The sequence below is a fragment of the Saliniradius amylolyticus genome (assembly GCF_003143555.1).
GTDB classification, from domain to species: Bacteria; Pseudomonadota; Gammaproteobacteria; order Enterobacterales; family Alteromonadaceae; genus Saliniradius; species Saliniradius amylolyticus.
Genome location: NZ_CP029347.1, coordinates 2853453 through 2874384 on the forward strand (window position 1 = coordinate 2853453; position 20932 = coordinate 2874384).

Below are 20932 nucleotides of genomic sequence, written 5' to 3' on the forward strand. Positions count from 1 at the left end.
CCATTTTTCACTAAAGTACTTCAACAGTAAGATAATACAGGATCATCGTATGCAGGCGATCAAACGCAGTTTATTGACGCTCTCATTACTGGGCATCAGTGCCCTGAGCCATGGCGCCCCCTCCGGAGTAGAGCGTATCTCCCCAGAAGGTCACTATCAGCCAGAAACCCCCAGGGTTGAAACGAAGCTTGGATACCCTATCGGCAGTCGAATCTCCTCACCGGAGCAGGTACACCAATATTTCCAGGCATTGCAAGCCGCTCACCCTGAGCGCATTCAACTGATCCAATACGGCCAAAGCTGGGAAGGACGACCACTGTATGTGGCTGTGCTATCCAGTGCGGAGAATCTGGCAAAGCTCGATGACTATAAAACAGGCATGCAGGCGCTGGCGGACCCGCGTCAGACGTCTGAATCTGAAGCCAGACGGCTAATGAAAGAACTGCCTGCCAGCGTCTGGCTATCCTACGGCGTGCACGGCAATGAAATATCTTCGCCGGAGGCGGCGATGATGACGGCTTACCATCTGCTGGGCGATACAAGCGATAAAACACAGCAATGGCTGGACAATACCCTAGTTTTTATCGTCCCCAGTCAGAACCCCGACGGCCGGGCCCGTTTTGTCAGTCGCTATTATATGACCACAGGGCTGGAGCATTCTGCCGACCGTCGCAGCGCCGAGCATAACGAACCCTGGCCCAAAGGGCGCACCAACCACTATCTGTTTGATTTGAACCGTGACTGGATTTCCCTGACTCAACCGGAGATCCGCTCTCAGGCCAGAGCGTTCCTTGACTATTATCCGCTGGTGTTTGTAGACCTGCATGAGATGAGTGGTGACTCCAGCTACTACTTCACTCCCGAGGCCCGGCCCTATAACCCCCTGATTGCCGATCCTCAGCGCGAAACCCTGGACTGGATTGGCCGCAATAACGGCAAGTGGTTCGACGCCAAGGGCTTTGACTTCTTCACCCGCGAGATTTACGACGCCTTCTACCCCGGCTATGGAGCCAGCTGGCCGTTGTACCATGGCTCGGTTGCCATGACCTACGAAATGGCTTCGGCCCGGGGTCATCAATTCAGACAAAAAGACGGCGATCTGCTGACCTACGCCGACGGTGTCGAACGTCACTTTATTGCCTCACTATCCACCATCGAGACCGTGTCACAAAAGCGCACACCGCTGCTGGAAAAGTTCTGGCAATATCGACAGCAGTCTATTGAGGCAGGTGAGGACAGCGACCAGCGCAGCCTGATTTTACCTGCCCAGGATGATCCAGCTGCGGCCCGCAAACTGGCCTCTCTGTTGGTAGAACAGGGCATTGAGGTAGAGCAAGCTACTCAGGAGTTCGAGTTTTGTGGCGAGGACTACGCCGAGGGAGCCTATGTCATCGATTTGGCCCAGCCGACCCACCGACTGATTCGCACCCTGACCGATAAGCAGATCGACATGGCCGATGACTTTCTGGACAAACAACGTCAGCGCCGCCACAACAACCTGCCGGATCAGATTTACGATGTCACCGGTTGGTCACTGCCACAGATGTTTAATCTGCAAATGGATTACTGTGATGATGCCCCGGATATGGCTCGCCAGACAGTCACCGAAGGTCGTATTCAGCCTGGCAAAATCATCAATCCCAACGCTTCGGTGGCCTTTTTGGTGCGTTGGGGCGATATGAACGCCGGACGCTTCCTGACAGCCGCATTGCGCCAGGGGCTTTCGGTTAAGCAGAGCGAGGAGGCCTTCCGCCACGATAAAGCCGGTAAGTTCGCCGGCGGCTCACTGATTCTGACCCTGGCCGATAATCCTCGGGAGGATCTGTTAGACAGATTACAGACACTGGTGCAGCAAACCGGTGCGACCCTTCACGGGGTTAACAGTAGTTGGGTCGTTGAAGGTCCCAGCTTCGGGTCACCGAGGGTCCATTCATTGTATGCGCCTACTATTGCCATGGCCTGGGATCAGCCTGTGGCGCAATATAACGCCGGTAATACGCGCTTTGTCATCGAGCGGCAGATGGGCTACCCGGTGATGGCCATCCGCACCCAACACCTGGTCAGCGACAAGCTGGATGGACTGGATGTGCTGATTTTACCCGAGACTCGCGGTAGCTACGACGAGGTCTTTGACGAGAAAGTTGTCGAAAAAATTCAGCGCTGGGTTAAAGGCGGCGGTGTGTTATTAACTCTGGGCAATGCCTCGGGCTGGGCAGCAAAAGCCGGACTGTTGGACACCAAGATAGAACGTGCCATTCCTGAAGAGGGCGTTGAAAAGCCAGCCGAGGAAAACGTCGTAAACGGCATTGCCATCGACTCCAAACGCGCCATGCTGGAGGAGATCCGTGCGCATCACGCCGATCCTTCATGGGTGTCTGGCGCGCTGGTGAATGCCGAGGTGGACCCGGGTCACTGGCTGAGCGCCGGTGTTAAGTCTCAGGTCACCAGCGTGTTTAACGGCAACACCATTTTGGCCCCTATCGACATCGATAAAGGCCGCAATATCGCCTGGTTTTCCGGTAAAGAGAACTTGATCGCCAGCGGCTTTTTATGGGACGAGTCCAAACAACAACTGCCCTACAAACCCCTGCTGGTATGGCAACCTGCGGGCGACGGGATGATCATCAGTTTTACCCAGGTGCCCACCTACCGCGCCCAGGTGGATGGGCTGAATGTATTGCTGATGAATGCCCTGTTTCTGGCCCCGGCTGTGACACAGTAGCAAAAAGGCCTGTTCCCATTCTGTGAGAACAGGCCGTCACCCATCTTGCAAAACCTTTTCGCTCGGTGCTTTAAGGCACTGGTTTGCAAAAATTCAACTATAATTATTGAGCGAATCCACGCGTCCAACCGGGAGGCGTTTTATGTCTATGACCCCACGCATTAACGAATACCTGAACGAGCATCATATTGCTTATCAGACCCGCTCACACCAACACAGCCACAGTTCGGTGGGCACAGCGATTACGGCAGAAATCGACTTTACTCAGGTCGCTAAGGCCGTGGTACTGGAAGATCATGAGGGCCGTAAACTCATGGCAGTGCTGCCTACCAACCGCAAGATTAACATAGCCCGGCTCAGAGATGAGTTACACAGGGACTTCCACCTGCTGCACGAGCAGGATGTGTACAAGCTGTTTCGGGACTGTGATCTGGGTGCGATTCCGCCCATAGCTCAGGCCTATAACATGGACTGCATCTACGACGATGCACTGATGGACCAGGATGAGATCTATCTGGAAGCCGGCGACCATGAAACGCTGATCAAGATGGATCGTGACAGCTTCCGGCAACTGATGGAAGGCGCTCATCACGCCAGCTTCAGTTACGAATATATGCACTAGCCCAGTGGTAATTAAAACGGGGGCTCGGCCCCCGTTTTCTTATCCAACCGATGGTGCCTTACTTAATATCCACCACCTTACTGGCTTTTTGGTAACGAATGCGCCAACCAGACCAGGCCGGCAGTTCCCAGCGCTTGGGCGGATCTTTGCGCTGCCCACTGTGATAATGTAAGGTCAGACGCTTGGCTCCGGGCTGATAGTCCACCGTCATCAACAGTGATGGCAAGGTCACTTGCTGAGGGTAGGTGTCCAGAAAGTCTGCCAATTCCCACTCCGGGATACCGTCGAAGGCAAGATCATGCGCTTCGATAAGTGCCAAATCGTCGAGACTTTCCACCCCCAGAGTCACTAATCGTTTATGGATGTGCTCACTGGGCGTCGGAATAACAGCCTTCTCGCCCTTAAGCTGACAATAGAGCCCGTAAGCATTGATGTGTTCGTCCAACTGTGGATAGACACCGGCAAACAACGCCTGTCGGCCAATCAGTTCGGTTAAGGCGGCCAACAGGGTTTTCCCACTGGCCGTCACCTCGCGCCGCATAATTTCGACGCCGGCATAGTTTTGCACCTCAAGCTGAACAATCTTCTGACCCTGAATGCGCGGCTCCCGATACTCTCGCTCTCCCAGTCCGACCCGCGCCAGCTCCTGATGCCCAACCGGCATCGCCACGGTGGCAAAGGTCTTGCTGTCTTTTACCGCCCTGCCAGCTAATGAAAAGCTATCCAGCACCACAATGGCTTCGCTCTGCTCATCCACTATGGACGCATCCCCCAGAACCACCTCGATATCGCCATTACCAAAAGCACCGCGACGGTTACGCCGCTTCACAAAGCCCGACGTTGGGCTCGCCTTAAGAGTCGTGGCCACTAACTCAGAGCGGTCAAATGTTTCGCTTTCCTCCAGTGACGGCAAGCCAAAGATGCTTCTCAACGCCTGACTGTATCGCCTTGCTTCCCGCCACTGGGCTTGATCGTAGGTTAGCGGCAAGGATTGAGGCTCACGCAGCCAGCGTACCAGCAAACTGGCATCACACAGGGGGTTCACCTGTTCAGTCAGTTTCTCCCAATCGGCTCCCATAGGCACCGAATACGTCTTGCCACCAGCGGCAATTACCGCCGCAATATCGGCCATCGCTTGCTTAAGGGCGCTGGTAGGCATCCTGACCAACAGGTGGCTAAGAGTCATTGCCACCGGTAACGGATGCAGTGCCCGTCCATGCGCCGTTACCACTCGCTGCTGGTCGATAGCGTCCAGTTCTTGCAATAGAGTCAGTGCCCGTTGCAGCGCCTTTTCGTCGGGTGGGGATAACAGTGGCAACACCGTTACATCCTCACCGCAGCACGCTGCGGATAACACAAAGTCTTCCAATGACTCGCGCTGCAGCTGCACCGGCGTGGTGGCATTTAACGGGGCATGCTGGCCATAAAGGCGAATGCAGAGCCCGGCACTGGTGCGCCCGGCCCGTCCGGCCCGCTGAGCGGCGGCATCCATCGCGATGGGGTCCAATCCCAGCACCATACGCCCACCTCTTAGGTGAGTGCGTCTCTCCAGTCCTGAGTCGATCACGACTCCTACGTTGGGAATAGTCAGGGAGGTTTCCGCCACATTGGTGGTAAAGATCACCCTCTGCCTTGGCTGTTTATTCAGAGCCTGTGACTGAGTCTGCTCATCGCTGCCGGCATGCAGTCCCAGACACAAAACCGGTAATGTCTGACAGGCCTCCATGGCCTCGCGGATCTCCTTCTTGCCCGGCAAAAACACCAGGATATCCTTATCACTCTCATTCAACGCCTGCTCTATGACCCCTTTAACCCGCTGACTCAACTGACGAGTCGTAGGCATCTGCCGCAGGTCACCGGACTGATGGCGAATCGTCACCGGATAAGTGCGCCCTTCGGCGTGCAGCGTCTGGCCACCAACAAACCGGGCTATTTTCTCCGATTCAATCGTGGCCGACGTGAGCAGCAATCGATGCTGCTGGCGTTTCTTCAGCAGCGCCAACAACAGGTCCGTATCCCAGCGCCGCTCGTGGAATTCATCCAGCATCACCACCGCATAACCGGCCAGGCCATCTTCACTCAACCAGCGCAAAGCCACCCCGGGCGTTACAAAAACAACCTGAGAAGCTTTACTGACCCGGGACTCAAACCGAATGGCATAGCCGACAGACTCACCGGGCTGTTCATCACGCTGCCTGGCCAGGTAACGGGCCAGAGCCACGCAGGCGATACGTCTGGGCTCGACCACCAAGACTTTGCCCTGTTCACTGGCCCACAGAGGTAAGCGGGTCGATTTACCTGAGCCCGTCTCGGCGGTCACCACCAGATCGTGTGTTCGTAGTTGTTGACGAAACTGTGAGGCAAGCTCATCAATGGGCAGTGAAGGCATAATGCGGAATGTGACGGTTAGAACGAAAGGGCAAGATGGTAACCTGCCCGGCCGAAGCTGTCACACAAGCAAGTAATACGACTATAACGACAGACCGCCGGTAAGAAACGACACCTACCGGCGATTCCCTGATATGCGGTGAATCAGAAGCCTGCCACCTCTGGTACGTTGTTGCCAGGCAGGTGTTTACGGATATCTGCTTCTGAGTGAAGAGTCAGGTTTTTATCCACCTCAGCCGCAAGAACATGACTCACCTCGCTGTGATAGTTTTTGCGCAGCAGGCCTAAAAAGGACGGTGCGGCCATCACATATAACTTGTGATAGTGCTTTTCCATGCGCGCTTTGTAGAGCCGCTCTGCAACGTGTTTCGCAAACTTTTCCATCTCATGTTCCTTGAACTCATGCTCTCCATCCACGCCGTGCATTCCTCCCTGAGTGCCGTTCGTGGCGGCGCCTCCTCTGTCGGTGACCAACCCTTGTTCGGAGAGTCTCGCTTCAGGATTAGTCATTGCTTCCAATTCGATTAATTCGTCCCCTGGACGTTCGCGTGAAAAAATACGCGCGCGGCTGGCGTCGGCTGCGACAACCCAAGTGGTCATAGTGCCTCCTCGTTGAGAATAAATGTAAACCTCATAAAACCTGCAACTGCCGATAAAAGCAGCTACGTTCAAGTATAGTCGTTCACGACATAACTCCAGTGAGTCCGAATCACTGAAAGCGGCCACCCAGTACCAAGGCTGTGCACCAAAACTAATTTTTCAAGGTGGTTTTATTCATAGCAACGGTGGTGGACCTCTCGAGTGTGTTTCTCATCCCACGACACAAGCGAGATAGCTTGGATTGCAATCTTGCCAGCCACAGGAAACGATAAGAACCGCTAGTTTTAGCTTCGCTTAGCCTCTGTTAGGTTTTAATAAGACTGGGAGGAATTAATGGAACACTTTACCAACCTTTGGCATCAGGCTGCGCTCACCAGCATAGGCTTTTTCTGGATGGCCCTGTGGGCGTTTATCCTAGGTTATATTGTCAGTAGTCTGATTCAGGTATTAGTCACTCGTGGTCGGATGCAGAAAGCGATGGGGAAAGATGGTCCCAAGAGCATGATGTTGGGGACTTTCTTTGGCTTTATATCAAGCTCCTGTAGCTTTTCAGCGCTATCCACGACCCGCGCCCTGTTTAAAAAAGGAGCTGGCCTGGCACCCTCCATGGCCTTTATGCTGGCTTCCACAAATCTGGTCATTGAGCTTGGTATGGTGATCGCGGTATTCCTGGGCTGGCAGTTTGTTGTCGGTGAATATGTCGGCGGCATCATCCTGATTCTGGTGACCTGGTTGCTCATTAAGATTACTCGCCCCCGCCGCCTGGAAGCACAGGCGCGTGAACACCAAGCCGACAGTCATGAGCATGATCATAGCGGTGGTGACTCTGAGCAAAACTGGAAAACTAAGCTCACCAGTCGCGAGAGTTGGCAGCGGATCGGCCAGACCTATGTCATGGAGTGGCAAATGGTATGGAAAGACGTGTTGATTGGGTTTACCGTCGCCGGCATTATTTCGGCCATGGTCCCCGCCAGCTTCTTTCAGACTCTGTTTGTCGGCGCTGGCAGTGCTGATGCCGCTAACCCAGATTTTACCAGCGTGCTTGCACAGGTCATCGTAGGCCCTGTGGCCGCGTTTTTTACCTTTATCGGCTCCATGGGTAATATCCCGCTGGCGGCAGTGTTGTTTGGTCAGGGAGTGACCTTTGCCGGTGTCATGGCGTTTATTTTCTCGGATCTGGTTGTGTTACCGGTGCTACGTATTAATGCTCGCTACTATGGCTGGAAAATGGCGCTTTACCTGCTTGCCATCATGCTGAGCGCGATCATCATCGCCGCACTGGCAATGCATTATGCTTTGGCATACCTGGGGATGCTGCCTGACTTCTCATCACTGGCGGCGCCGGGTCAACGCGACTTTTTCCAGGTGAATTATCAACTGGTTCTCAACGTCATCTTGCTGATTTTAAATGCAGGCTTGATGATACTCTGGTGGAGGGGTAAAGAGGACTCGGATCATGACCATGGCACAGCCTCCTTGTCAGATAAGATACTTTCTGTGCTGGTTGTAATCGCGGTGCTCTGGCTTGTGGGAGGCTTGTTCGTGCCAGTGATACCGGTCTGAATGAAAAAGGGAGCCAACGAAACAGGCTCCCTGATAGTCTGGCCGTACAGCAAGACCAAAGACCGCGTATTACTTGCGCATCGCTGGTCCTGCCTTCTTAGGCTACCCGGAACCGGCTCACTCGCTGGCTCAGGTGCTTGGCCAACTCGTTAAGCTCACGACTGGCCTCACTCACCTGTGTTGAACCGGCGGCGGACTGTTCCGTAGCCTGGGTAATGCTGTGGAAGTTTTGGTTAATTTCGTCCGCCACCGAGCTCTGCTCCTCCGTGGCCGTGGCTATTTGAGCGTTCATATCGGTCATTCTCTTCACCGCCGCATTGACGGTATTCAGCGAATCTCCGGCCCGACGCGCTTGCTCAACGCTTTCCGTCGCCTGATGATGGCCTCTCTCCATGACTGATACGGCCTCTCCGGCGCTGGCGCGCATGGTAGTGATCACCGACTGTATGCTCTTGGTCGACTCTTGTGTCCGGTTTGCCAACGCGCGAACTTCATCGGCAACCACCGAGAACCCACGACCATGCTCACCGGCACGGGCCGCTTCAATGGCCGCGTTCAGAGCGAGAAGATTGGTTTGGTCAGCAATGCCTTCAATGACTTCCAGAACGTTAGTGATCTCTTCGGCATTGGAACTTAGTTGCGATATAACGCCTGAGGCCTGCTCAACTTCTTTCGCCAATGCTTCAATAGAACGTATGGTGGATTCGACTTCAGCACTGCCGTTTTGAGTTTCTCTGTCAGTTTCATCGGCCAACTGTGCCGCCTCATTGGTGTTTCGGGCTACCTCGGCAACACTGTGAGACATCTGCTCAATGGCGGTAGCGCCTTGCGTCGTCTGCTCCTGCTGCTCACTGACCAGTCTGGAGTTATTGCCTGCCGTATCGGACAGTTCACCCGACGCACTCAGCAAGGTTTCAGAAGAGTCTGAGACATCTTTAACCACTCGCTGTAACTGTCGCACCATTCTGCCCACCTGGTCCATCATTGACCCCTCATACTTGCTTTGCGTGGACACAGTCAGGTCGCCGTCAGCCACCTGTTCAATCACGGCAACGACATCCTCTGGCTCACCACCCAGCGTGCGGGTCAAACGACGCACGATAAGATAGCTGACAGCGGCTCCCGCCAGAATCGCCAATACTGTCACGGCCCACATCAGAGCCGTGAAGTTGTTACTGCGTTCCAACACTGAGTCAACCCCGGTCGCTATCCGTGCTTCCTCATAATCAATGAAGTCATTGATTCGATTGAGCCATTCGGCGTATGCCGGGGACAGATCGGTTAATACATAGTCTTGCGCACGCTGGCGTTGGCCGGAGGCCAGCAGGCGCTCTACTTCCGTGGTGGTTGCCAGGGCCTGCTTCTGAATCTCCTCAATCCGGGCGAATAAGCGCTTCTCTTCATCATTGACGTAATTGGGATTACTAAACACTCGCAGCATGCCTTTTTCAGCATCGGCATAGTTGGCTTTCAGGTCTTTAACCAGCGCTCTGAATTCTTGTCGCTCAGACTGTCGCTCGGTGAGCACCAAGTCACGCAGTGCGATAGCACGGTCATGCACCGAGCCACGAAAATTTATTGCGTAGCGCTGTTTTTCACTGCCCACCTCGTTAACGCGTGTCAGGGTAGTATTAATCTCATCGACCTGGAAAGTGCCTATCAGTGTGGTGATGACAAGCAGCAGGATAAGAAATGCAAACCCTGCATACAGGCGGTTAGCTATGGTCATTATTGACTCCAGAGGAACTTTAATTTGTATTTACGGTAAGGGATACGACTGTAATAGGCTTTAGGAACAATAGATAGACAAATAAATCGATTAGCTCAATCATAAGTGCTTTTACACGCCATTCTTACTTACGCAACAGAGCTTGTTTTACAACGCACGCTCATACCATCAGCAACGCCGCGGTGCGTTCCCGGTTGCTTGCTCATCAAATACGATTTAAAGGCTATTAGTTATCAACACCCCGTGGCGCCATGAGCTGGTAAAGTACCGGCGTAACACCAAGCGTCAGTAATGTTCCGATGACCAAGCCAAATGCAATGACACTGGCCATACCATAAAACAGCGCATCAACGGCGATGATAAGCGGCATCAGTCCGAACACCGTTGTTACTGTGGTCATAATAATCGGGCGCAAACGGCGGCTGGCAGCAGTAATAATTGCCTCGTCCATATCGTGGCCTGAGGCTCGTTCGATATCAATGCGATCAATAAGAACCAGAGCATTGTTAATAATGATGCCAGCGAGTGACAACAAGCCCAGAATTTCCATAAAACCAAAGCTCGACCCCATCACCGTCAGACCGAGTGCGGCCCCCGATACCAAAAGAGGAATGGTAGCGACAATCATCAATGGACGTTTGAAGCTGTTAAATTGAGCCACCAGCAATAACAGGATCACCCCAAAAGACAGTGGCATGTTTGCACTCAGGGCCGCCTTGCCAGCCGCCGAGTCGGTGATAATGCCATCGAACTCCATATAGTGCCCGGGGGGCAAATCTTCACTGAGCCTGTCCATTATCGACTGAAGACGGGGAGCCATGTCCTCCGGTGAACGATACAAAGGGCGCCCTTCAACGGTGAGCGTTCGGGTCATATCCTCCCGCTGAATCGCGCCTGCGGCAGGATGGACCTGCACATCAGCAACTTGCATCAAGGGCACCGAGTGCCCGCCTTTGGAATTCACATTAAGTGAATACAGCTTTGACAGCTGCCGACGCTCTTCGGGCTCACCACGTATGGCAATCGGTAACAACTCATCACCCTGAACAAACTGAGATATTACACCACCCGAGTAATAGTGAGTGAGAGCCTCGGTGATATCGGCACTGCTCACTCCGGCACGGCGAGCCTGCTGCTGGTTCACACTAATGTAGAGCCGCGATATCGGGTTCTCCCAGTCATGCCAGACATCAATCATTCCGGGTATCTGCTTTACTTCTGAGGCCAGCTTCTGGCCGTATTCGTATACCACCGACTTATCAGGCCCTTTAACCTGCAGATGCACAATATTTGGATCGGACGGTCCCAGGAACATGCCTCTAACGCTGGCATTCACCCCGGGGAATTGCCTTTTAAACATGCTTCGCAACTCTTTGATTGCTTGCGGCATGGCGTCATAACTATTTAAGTTCGCCACCACAAAGGCCTTGTTTGTGGCAGGATCCAGCGGCGTTAAGGACAATACAAACCGTGGCCCACCATACCCGGCGTAAGCGGCGTAATCATCAATGTACTCAAAGGCATCATCGTCCGACAAAACAGGGAACAATTGCTTCAGAGTAGTGGAGGTCTGATTCAGATTGCTGCCGGCGGGTAAGTTCAGTGTGATAAGAACCTGAGCACGATCACTGCCAGGGAAAAACTGCTTAGGGGCGATAATAATACCGGCCACACCGAGTCCAAATAAGACCAGAATAGAGACTAAAAAAACTGCCTTGTGAGCGAGCACGGCTCTCAGAAGCGAGGCGTACCTGAGCTCTAACCGATGAAAGGCTCCCTTCTCGGGCGTTTTTGAGGAAGGCGTAGGCATCGTCATAAAATACCGGCATAACACCGGTGTGACTGTCATCGCCAGCAGCCATGACGTAAGAAGCGAGATGAGTATGACCAATGAGATTGAGCGAGTGTATTCGCCAGCAGGGTGCTGGGCCATCATGAGAGGAATAAAGACTAGAATAGTGGTCAGTGTCGATGCCAACAGAGGCAAGCAAAGCTCGCGGCCGCATTGATTCAGGGCATCATCCCGACTGACCCCTTCTTCCAGGCGGCGCTTGTAATCCTCTGCAATGACAATCCCGTTATCGACCAGTAGCCCTAAGGCAATCACTAACGTCGCTAAACTCATGCGCTCCAATGGAATATCGGCAAACCCCATCACGGCCAGAGTGATCAACATCACACCGGGTACGATGGTTCCAACGATCAAGCCTGTGCGCACACCTAAAAATATCACCACGACCACGAGCACAATAACCAGCGTTTGCAGGACACTCTGTGTCACACCGAACACGGCATTACCGACTTGCTCGGCCTGGTAGGTCACAATGTCCAGATTGAGGCCGATGGGTAAGCTGGACTCAATCTCTTCGAGTTTGTTTTTCAGCCTCGGGGCGTACTCCAGAACACGCTGCCCCTCAAGCATAGATACGGCAAAGATGACGGCCCGCTGACCGTTAAAGAACACCTTACGACTGGCGGGCTCAACAGGACCGATACGAACCTGTGCCAAGTCTCGCAGAGCGATGGTTCCGCCTTGAGGCGCCGGGAGCAGCAGGTTGCGCATGTCGTCCAACGTATTGAATTGTCCGCTTGGATCGATCAACAGACTGCCACTGGGTAGCTCTACTTCGCCCCCGGCGCTCAAAACGTTTTGTGATCTCAGAATCTGAATGAACTGGGCGCGGGTGTAACCGACCTCATTAAGTTTCACTTGAGAGGTTTCGATATACACTCGCTCCGGCTGAATACCATGGAGCTGGACCTTCTTGGTTCCCGTTACACTATAGAGCTGATCGCGAATATGCTGAGCATAGTGGCGTATTTCACCCGCGCTGAAGTCGTCACCGGTCAAGGCCGCCGTGACCACAGCAACATCGCCAAAGTCGTCATTGATCTGTGGTGTTTGCGTCCCGTCCGGGAGTTGTGACTCCGCCTGTCGAACTTTCTGTCTTAAGTCGTCCCATATCTGTTCAAGCTCGAAAAGGTGGTCATAGGTCTTGGCATGAATAATCGAGGTACCCGGACGGCTTGTGGAACGCACTTCCTCAAGTTCTGGCACCTGACGAATGGCCAGTTCTATCGGCTTGGTGATCAGCAATTCGACCTTTTCCGCCGACATACCGGGGAAGTGGGTCGTTATGACCGCTTCCCTGATGGTAATTTTCGGATCTTCCTGAGCGGGTAAAGTAAAGTAGTTGTACCCTCCTAACAACATCAGCAGGGCAACCAGGGTAAAAACCAGTGGTTTAAACCGCGCCGCATGAGTAGACAAGCTCTTCATGGATTGAACCTCTTGGGCTTCTCTGGCAATAGGGTGACAGCCTGTCCCGGTGTCAGGAAGGCCACTCCCTTGCCTACTAACTGATCATCGGCATGTAATTCTCCTGAGGCTATTACTCCGCTATCCTGCAGTGATTTCACGGTCATGGTGACCGCTTCAACACTGGCCTTGTCAGACTGAAAACGGAATACCCAAATTTCATTTTCACCACGGCTGACGAAACTACCGTTAGGCAGAAACCAGCTCGCGCCCGCTGAGGTGTCAGACTGCCCGTAAGTAAGATGCACTTGCGCACTCAAACCACTGCGAATGAAGCGCTCAGTGCCGTCGAGCTTTAATGTCATCTGAAAACTATTGGTTGCATCACTCTGTGCGCTGATTTCACTTAACGTGGCAGGCACCCGCTCTAAATCCAGACTGGGGATACTGACGGTATGCAGGCTTCCTGTGTCCAACTCTGAAACAATGCTCTCAGGTAAGCGGGCTGACACCTCATAAGACCCTTCGGAGCTCTGGATCTGCAGCACCGTTTGACGCGGTGCCACCTGTTGTTGAGGCTCAATCCACCGCTGTGCAATGACACCATCGTAAGGCGCATGGAGTTGGGTATCCCGCAGGTATTTTTTGGCCTGCTCGACTCTGGCCTGCGAGAGCGTCAAGCGACTCTCCGCTGAGGCTTTGCGGGCGATGACATTATCCAACCTGGCCTGACCGATGACGCCACTTTGGAACAGAGACTGCTGACGCTTATAATCGTGTGTGATTTCTGCCAGGTGCGCTTTGGCTTCGCTAAGCTCACTTTGCCTTTGGTTCAGGGATAGCCGGGCATCGGTGTCATCCAGGCGAACCAGAAGTTGGCCTTGTTCTACCCTGTCTCCTACATCCACCGCCACATGCTCGACCCTACCGGGAACTTCAAAACTCAGCTGAGCCTGTGTGGCAGCCCGGGTAACGCCGGTCAATACGCGCTGATAACCGGCATCGACCGAGGTGGGATGAAACCAAACCACCGGCCGGGCATCCTCCCCCTCTCTTACATTCTCTGGTGGCTGAGGTTCACAGCCAGTCAAAAGACAAAGTGATAAGACCGTTATCACAGTACCCAATTGATTCATCATTCACGCCTCCCAGACGGTACTGACCAGTACCATTTCTGATTATGGTACCATTCAGTACCAATCGAAACTAGATCGATCTAAAAATTTATGGGTACCCAATCGGAAACGCGCCAAGCCACCTTGTTAAAAGTGGCGACACAATTGTTTATTGAGCAAGGCTATCAAAAAACATCTTTGGAGCAGGTGATTCAACGGGCAGGGGGCTCCCGACGCAATGTATACTCTGCGTTTGGCAATAAGGCAGGGCTGTTCAAGGCCGCAGTGCAACAAGCGCAAAAAGATATTTTTACATCGGCCTATCCAGAAAACTGGGATCAGGGTGATCCTGAAACTGTTCTGCGGCAATTGGGAATAGGGCTTATCAGCGCACTCACTAGCCGCAAAACTCTGGCACTATTTCGGGAGGTCATTGCTCATACTCCGAGCATGCCGAGCTTAGGCGAAGACCTTTACCAATCCGGCCCCAAACGGGTACTTGCTCTGCTCGCCGGTTACCTTCAGAAGCAGGTGGACGATGGCAAGTTAGACATTAAGGACTGTCAGAAAATGGCAAAACAATTGATCGAAGTGATGCGCGGCGATCTCCATCTCCGGGCCCTCCTATGCCCTGACCAGCCCATCCGTCAACAGGAGATCGAAGACCAGGTGGATTTAGCTATCGATTTTTTACGCAAGCATTATCAGTAAAAATTGCCTGGTGGTTACGCGATGATAAGTCGTATAAAGGTGACAACGAGGTGGCGGTGTCGGCTTATACCTTGTGAGTGCCAGTTCCTCGTCACTCCCTGTAACGCATCAAGCAAGAAAAGCCCTTGTCACAGGGCCTCACCTGTATTCGCTCAGAAGCTGTAGCGAACCAATACCGGGTGATGATCACCGGATTTCACTTTCACCAAGGCTTTCGCGTCATCAGGAATGCTGATGGGCGCTTGCATCTGATTGCCACCCGCTGGCTTGAGTTCGGCTTCCTGTTTTTTGCCCGCCGCTAACACCATCACAGAGCCTGTTAAGGAATCGGTGTTATAAGCTTCTCCATGATCCTTGATGTAAAGGCTGATGCTGTCGGCATGCCGGACCAGCTCAAAGGCCAGTTCATGTTCAATTTGAACCACACCACCGTGCTCCGGCTCCGTACTCCCATGACTTAAGGCGACGGGAGTGATAATGATTAAACTGAGAGCAAGCCCCAGAGTCGCTAACGTAAAGTGTTTCATAATTATTCTCCTGATTTGCCGCAAGCTTTCATCAGGTGTTGCGGCGTTATACCTCTAAACGAGTTCTTTTGACTGTCGCTGCTGCCAGCGCAAACTGGCGCTTTCCCCCCAGGCTCGATAAAGCAGCGGCGTCAGTAAGATGTCGAGCAAGGTGGAACTAACCAAACCTGAAAAGATCACCACCGCCACCGGATGCAGTATCTCCTTACCGGGCTCATCGGCCGCCATGAGAATCGGGATCAGGGCAAAGGCGGTCACCATCGAGGTCATCATTACCGGCGACAATCGCTCTTGAGCGCCACGCACAATCAACGCCTGATTAAACTTCTCCCCCTCAAAGGCCAGCAGGTTTAGATAATGGCTCACTTTCAGAATACCGTTACGTGAAGCAATCCCCGTCAGCGTGATAAACCCTACTACCGATGCCACGGACAGAGGCGTCTGCGTGAGCCACATGGCGGTCACCGCGCCCACCAAAGCCATCGGCAAGCTGCACATGATGATGCCAGCCAAGACCACTGACTGATAGCGCAGATAAAGCACCAGAAAGATCATCGAAAAAGATAACGCCGACAGTATCACCAACAGCTGCATGGCCTGCTCCTGCGCCAGAAACTGCCCCTCGATACTAATGAAACTCTCCGGTCCCGACTCTATCTCGTCCATGGCCGAACGAATCTGACCCAGCAATGGTTCCACATCCACATTTTCGCTATTGGCGTAAACCACCAGCCGGCGGCGGCCATTCTCTCTCAGCACCTGATTAGGGCCGTCATCAATCTGGACATGAGCAATGGCAGATACGGGTACTGGCCCGGCCGGCGAGCTGAGCAGCGTATCGGCCAGCGCTTCGGGCGTACGGGCTTCATCATCCAGACGCAGCACCAAAGCGTAGCGTTTTACACCGTCCACCACCTCTTCGACCTGCACGCCGTCAGTCAGTAATGCCAGCCGCTCGATGGCTTGACCCGGGGTCAGCCCGTACTGAGCCAGTTCTTCCTGCCTGAGCCGGACACTCAGCTGGGGGATCAGCACCTGTTTCTCCACATTGATATCCACCAGCCCGGGGATGGCCTCCAGCTTTTTGCGAATGGTGTCGGCCGTCGAGCGCATACCATCGAGATGGTTACCAAAGACCTTAATTGCCAGCTGTGCCCGCACCCCGGACAAAAGATGATCCAGCCGGTGAGAAATCGGCTGGCCCACGGCAACCTGAGCCGGCAGGGTGTTGAGCTTATCACGTATTTCCTCAACCACGGTCTCTCGGGGGCGCTCTGAACGACTCAAATCCACGTCAATTTCAGAAGAATGCACCCCTTGTGCGTGTTCATCCAGACGGGCCCGCCCGGTGCGTCGCCCCACTCCGGTAACCTCCGGCACCGACAAAAGGAGTTCTTCCGCCAGTCGTCCCATTTCATTGGATTCCTCCAGCGAGGTGCCGGGCTCAAAGATAACCCCAATCACCAGTGACCCTTCGTTGAAAGCCGGCAAAAATGCTCGGGGAAATGCCGTCACCGAGGCGGCACTGATGAACGCCACAATTCCAGCTGTTGCCAGAATCGCGCGCCGACGCGGTAACGCCCAGTTCAGCCAGTTAGCCTGCCATCGCTTAAGTTTGCTCACCAGGGTGCTATCCCCCTGATGCAACTGCTTCATCCCCGGCAGCAGGTAGTAACACAGTACGGGCGTGACGGTCATCGACACCAGTAGCGAGGCCAGAATGGCAATGATGTACGCCACTCCCAACGGCGAAAACAAACGCCCTTCAATACCGGGCAGGGCAAACAGGGGAATGAATACCAACACCACGATCATGCTGGCGTAGACGATCCCAGAACGCACCTCCACGCTGGCACGCCAGACCACCTCGAATACCGAGTCAGGGGTCGCTTTTCGGCCGTTTTGCTTCAGACGACGCAGGATGTTCTCCACGTCCACCACCGAATCATCCACGAGTTCACCAATAGCGATGGCCAGTCCCCCTAATGTCATCACATTGATGGTTTGCCCCAGCCACTTAAAGATGAGCACGGTAATGGTCAGCGACAATGGAATTGCCAGCAATGAAATCAGTGTGGTGCGCGCCGAGAGCAAAAACACAAACAACACGATCACCACCAGGATGGCACCATCCCTGAGTGCTTCGGTCACATTATTTACCGAGGCCTCAATAAAGTCGGCCTGACGGAACAGCACTTCCGGCTCGGCAATCCCTTCTGGCAAACCGGACTTAAGCTCCGCCAGGGCCGATTCGATTCGCTCAGTAAGCTCGACGGTGTCAGCCCCCGGCTGCTTTTGCACATTAACAACCACCGCCGGTTGACCGTTGTAGCCACCATCCCCACGCTTGACCGCCGGAGCAAACGACACTTTTGCGACCTGCTCCAGCCGCGTCGAGACGCCGTCATGCCAATCCACGGCTAACTGACGCAAATCATCCAGCTGCAAGGTGCGGCCCTGATGGCGAATCAGGTATTCACGATGATTCAGATCCACAAAGCCGCCACCTCTGTTGGTGGCAAAACCGTCCAGCGCGGACTGCACCTGCCTGAGCGTCACACCCAGTGCCTGCATTCGCTCGGTATCCGGAGTCACCCGGATCTGACGCACCTCACCGCCGATGGGGATCACCTGAGAAATACCGGGAATAGACAGCAGCCTTGGACGCAACACAAAATCGGCGTATTCCCGTGCCTGCATGGGTTCACTGCCCGAGGCTTGCTCCAGCGGCAGGGCGATCAACATGATCTCGCCCATAATCGAGGAGACCGGCCCCATCACCGGCGTGACATCATTGGGCAGTTGGGACGCCGCCTGGTCCAGTCGCTCCGCCACCAGTTGACGGTTACGGTAAACGTCCGTATCCCAGTCAAACTCGACATAAACAATCGACAAACCAATGCCGGAAGTCGACCGGATACGTGTGACCCCGCTGACGCCATTGAGCATGTTCTCCAGCGGAAAGGTGACCAGTTGTTCCACTTCCTCAGGGGCCACGCCCCCGGCTTCAGTCAGTATGGTCACCACCGGCTTATTCAGATCCGGGAACACATCCACGGGCAGTTCCCGCCCTTGCCAGAACCCGTAAAGCAGGGTGACAAGGGCGACCACTAACACCAGCAAACGTTGGCGCAAACTGTTGCGTACCAGCCAATTAAACATAACGCCTCCTAGCGGACCTGGTTCAGCAAGGAGGTGCCGTTCACCACCACGCGGTTATCCGCACCCAGCCCTTGAGTAATCACCACCCGGTCTGGCCCCAGAGCCTGATACTGAATCTGCTGTGGCAGAAAACGTTCGGCCGAGACTTTAATCCAGACGATCGGCAGATTGGCCTGGTCGCGAACCACAGCCCGGGACGGGACAACAATACCGGTCACGGACTCATCCAATTTGGCCAGCAAGGTGACCGGCTGGTCCAGCAATAAGGGCGGCTCGCCCGGGTTTTGACGCTGATAGTCAAAGAACACTTTGGCCGTGCCGCCATGCATCTTTGGCGAATATCCGGTGTAAGTCAGTTCGGGTAAATCGTGCGCCAGCAGCCGCGCTGAAGTGTACTGATTCAATCGATTGGTATCACTGGCCATTGCTTCAACCCGGCGGCGTTCAGGTGACACAATCTCGAACAGCGCGGTGCCCGCCTCGACCCACTGACCACTGCGCACCTGCTGATTGACCACAATACCGCTGATCGGCGCCGTTAATACCTCCGGCTTTTCCAGCCCCTGCTGAAGTGCGGCCTCTTGTTCGCTTAAATTTTTCAGGCGGGTTTGTAACTGGTCCAGCTCTTGTTGTGAGGCAAGCTCACCCAGAGCCTTTAGCCTCGCCACGTCGCGACGGGTTTGCGCTATCTGATTGCGTACCACTTTAAGCTCACTGTTCTGACTCGCCAGTTCATAGGCCGTATCCTGATAGTGAACATAACCCAGGCGCTGCCCGGCAGACACCCAGCTGCCAGTACTGAGAACAACAGAGCCCGGCGCTTCGAAGCGTCCGTCACTGCTTGACTGTATAACGGCATGGCCTTGCGGATGGGGCCTCACCACGGCCGGAAGACGTACTGTCTTTGATACCGTCTGGGGCTGAACAAAGGCGGTAGAGATACCCAGTTTTGCCTGATCCGGCATTGGCAGTATTACCGAACCGTCTGCCTGACGACCCGTGCCTCCAACCGGTTTGTCATCAGGACGGATATGCTCTCCGTTGGGGCCATGCGCCCCCGGCGCTGCCGCGGCAGTGCCCACAAGAAGCATTGAAATCACCAAAACGGTCAAGGTTCTCATGCCTGACCTCCTCGCCGTAGTCGCCCCGCTGCAAAACCGGCAACGAATAGCCCAATCCCCACAGCAATGGTCCGCCATGGGAAATGCGAGTGGTGGTCATGCTCTTCAGAGCCTGTGGCATCCGGGGTAATCAATCTGGTCGCCAGTAAGTCGCCGCTGGTCTCTGTGAGAATGGTGGCAATAACGTCATGCTCACCCGGCCGGTTCAGCTTATTCACCAAGTCTGCCTTCTCTATCACATAGCGACCGGCGGTATTATCAAATGTCGCTTGCGCGGCGTGTTGACCGCTTTCCAGCTCAATAGAGGCATCAGAAACTGGCCGATTTGTTTTGAAGTCATGGAGATACACAATCACCTGCTCACCGACAACTTCACCGAGCAGTTCGAAGCTTTCGGTAAAAGCCTCAAATTTCGGGTTGCTTGCCTGCATGGGACGGGATTGCGTGTTCAGGTGTTCACCATCCGGCCCATGAGCCCCGGGCGCAGACAGGGCGCTGAAAGCAGACAACAGCCCCAAAACACAGACGCAGCAAATGACAAAGTCGCGTTGTCGCCCGATAAAAAAATTCCAATACCACATTGTTTTAATCCAGTTACAAGAAGGACGCCTTCATGCAGGCACGAAGATGCCTACACTCTCATTAAGTTGCAGACTGCAATTAAGCTTTTGGGGGCGGGGACAGGTACTCGAGGTCAGGGGGCGCCCAATTAGGCACAATGCTTTCGATAGCAGGGCCCGGCGACCTTTCTATGGTGCGAAGCGCCACCAAATCAATAATAGCGACTGTGCCGGTATCCTGGTGGGGGTTACTGTGGTCAAAACCAGCCTCAGAGTAGCTGATCTCAAATTGGGTTTGATCATGCTCATCATGAGTATGGGACTGTCCCAGATGATGAAGCCACTGATGGGCCTGGTCGGAAACAGAGTGATGGCTGTCAGACGGCATCGACCACCCCAGCGACTGAACGCTCAGGCTGAACACCAACACTATCACTGACAATTTACTCAACACCTGCTTCATGTCCTTACGACTGAATGTCGAAAGGCTAGCATCCCCACAGCTCGCTTACAATTGGGAGATGAATTCAAAGCTTAAGACGCATCGTCTATGAGTTGTGTGTCAGAGAATAGTGGTGCCCGGGGCCGGACTTGAACCGGCACGGTATTGCTACCGGTGGATTTTGAATCCACTGCGTCTACCAATTTCGCCACCCGGGCATAGAGGGAAGCTGAACTGCCATAAAGGCATTGGTATCAGAGGGCTGGCATTATAACCAGCCAACTAGGGCTTGCAAGTTTTTTGTCTCTGCGAGCTTCGTGACTGATTAAATATTATCCTTTGGGGCTTTAAGGGAGACGTTAAACACTAACATCACCCGGACTTTACTGGCTCTCCGGTCAGAGCTTATTT

Annotated in this window: 14 protein-coding genes and 1 tRNA gene; 4 read left to right on the top strand and 11 right to left on the bottom strand. The window is 54.0% G+C overall.

Annotation, left to right across the window (positions count from 1 at the left end; genetic code table 11):
- The first annotated feature begins 49 nt into the window (after positions 1 to 49).
- Both HMF8227_RS13340 and HMF8227_RS13345 read left to right on the top strand, forming a co-directional pair.
- Positions 50 to 2722, top strand: coding sequence for a M14 family zinc carboxypeptidase (locus tag HMF8227_RS13340; protein WP_109340651.1), 2673 nt, complete (start codon positions 50 to 52; stop codon positions 2720 to 2722).
- Between the two features lie 142 nt (positions 2723 to 2864).
- On the top strand, positions 2865 to 3344 hold the full coding sequence (locus HMF8227_RS13345; protein ID WP_109340652.1) for an aminoacyl-tRNA deacylase: 480 nt from the start codon (positions 2865 to 2867) through the stop codon (positions 3342 to 3344).
- A gap of 58 nt (positions 3345 to 3402) precedes the next feature.
- Here the strand turns inward: HMF8227_RS13345 and HMF8227_RS13350 are convergent, their stop codons facing one another.
- Positions 3403 to 5733 (bottom strand): helicase-related protein, encoded by a 2331-nt coding sequence (locus HMF8227_RS13350; RefSeq protein ID WP_109340653.1) that lies wholly within the window; start codon positions 5731 to 5733, stop codon positions 3403 to 3405.
- 143 nt (positions 5734 to 5876) lie between these two features.
- On the bottom strand, positions 5877 to 6332 hold the full coding sequence (locus HMF8227_RS13355; RefSeq protein ID WP_109340654.1) for a host attachment protein: 456 nt from the start codon (positions 6330 to 6332) through the stop codon (positions 5877 to 5879).
- Between the two features lie 333 nt (positions 6333 to 6665).
- Between HMF8227_RS13355 and HMF8227_RS13360 the strand changes: the two genes are divergently transcribed.
- The gene (locus tag HMF8227_RS13360; RefSeq protein ID WP_109340655.1) at positions 6666 to 7895 is read left to right on the top strand and encodes a permease; all 1230 of its coding nucleotides are present in this window, start codon (positions 6666 to 6668) and stop codon (positions 7893 to 7895) included.
- 97 nt (positions 7896 to 7992) lie between these two features.
- Here the strand turns inward: HMF8227_RS13360 and HMF8227_RS13365 are convergent, their stop codons facing one another.
- The 3 genes from HMF8227_RS13365 to HMF8227_RS13375 form a co-directional block, all read right to left on the bottom strand.
- Complete coding sequence (locus tag HMF8227_RS13365; protein WP_109340656.1) at positions 7993 to 9624, bottom strand: methyl-accepting chemotaxis protein; 1632 nt, start codon at positions 9622 to 9624, stop codon at positions 7993 to 7995.
- Positions 9625 to 9850: 226 nt separating this feature from the next.
- Positions 9851 to 12904 (bottom strand): efflux RND transporter permease subunit, encoded by a 3054-nt coding sequence (locus HMF8227_RS13370; protein WP_109340657.1) that lies wholly within the window; start codon positions 12902 to 12904, stop codon positions 9851 to 9853.
- On the bottom strand, positions 12901 to 14022 hold the full coding sequence (locus tag HMF8227_RS13375; protein ID WP_109340658.1) for an efflux RND transporter periplasmic adaptor subunit: 1122 nt from the start codon (positions 14020 to 14022) through the stop codon (positions 12901 to 12903). Before HMF8227_RS13375 ends, HMF8227_RS13370 begins: the two co-directional genes overlap by 4 nt.
- Positions 14023 to 14109: 87 nt before the next feature.
- On the opposite strand from HMF8227_RS13375, the gene HMF8227_RS13380 reads away from it, so the two are divergent.
- Positions 14110 to 14709, top strand: coding sequence for a TetR/AcrR family transcriptional regulator (locus HMF8227_RS13380; RefSeq protein WP_109340659.1), 600 nt, complete (start codon positions 14110 to 14112; stop codon positions 14707 to 14709).
- Between the two features lie 152 nt (positions 14710 to 14861).
- Here HMF8227_RS13380 and HMF8227_RS13385 read toward each other — a convergent pair whose 3' ends face one another.
- The 6 genes from HMF8227_RS13385 to HMF8227_RS13410 all read right to left on the bottom strand — a co-directional run bounded on the left by HMF8227_RS13385 (position 14862) and on the right by HMF8227_RS13410 (position 20739).
- Entirely contained in the window at positions 14862 to 15236 is a 375-nt protein-coding gene (locus HMF8227_RS13385; RefSeq protein WP_109340660.1) for a hypothetical protein, read from the bottom strand.
- A 54-nt stretch (positions 15237 to 15290) separates the two neighbouring features.
- Complete coding sequence (locus tag HMF8227_RS13390) at positions 15291 to 18398, bottom strand: efflux RND transporter permease subunit (protein WP_109340661.1); 3108 nt, start codon at positions 18396 to 18398, stop codon at positions 15291 to 15293.
- An 8-nt stretch (positions 18399 to 18406) separates the two neighbouring features.
- Positions 18407 to 19519 carry an efflux RND transporter periplasmic adaptor subunit gene (locus tag HMF8227_RS13395; RefSeq protein ID WP_109340662.1) on the bottom strand — a complete coding sequence of 371 codons (1113 nt, stop codon included), beginning with the start codon at positions 19517 to 19519 and terminating at the stop codon, positions 18407 to 18409.
- Positions 19516 to 20100: a hypothetical protein gene (locus HMF8227_RS13400; RefSeq protein WP_109340663.1), complete on the bottom strand. Its 585-nt coding sequence runs from the start codon at positions 20098 to 20100 to the stop codon at positions 19516 to 19518. The genes HMF8227_RS13395 and HMF8227_RS13400 overlap by 4 nt, the downstream gene beginning before the upstream one ends.
- Before the next feature lie 79 nt (positions 20101 to 20179).
- A complete protein-coding gene (locus HMF8227_RS13405) occupies positions 20180 to 20542 on the bottom strand; it encodes a hypothetical protein (RefSeq protein WP_109340664.1) in 363 nt (120 codons plus the stop codon).
- A 110-nt stretch (positions 20543 to 20652) separates the two neighbouring features.
- A tRNA-Leu gene (locus HMF8227_RS13410) sits at positions 20653 to 20739 on the bottom strand.
- Positions 20740 to 20932: the final 193 nt, after the last annotated feature.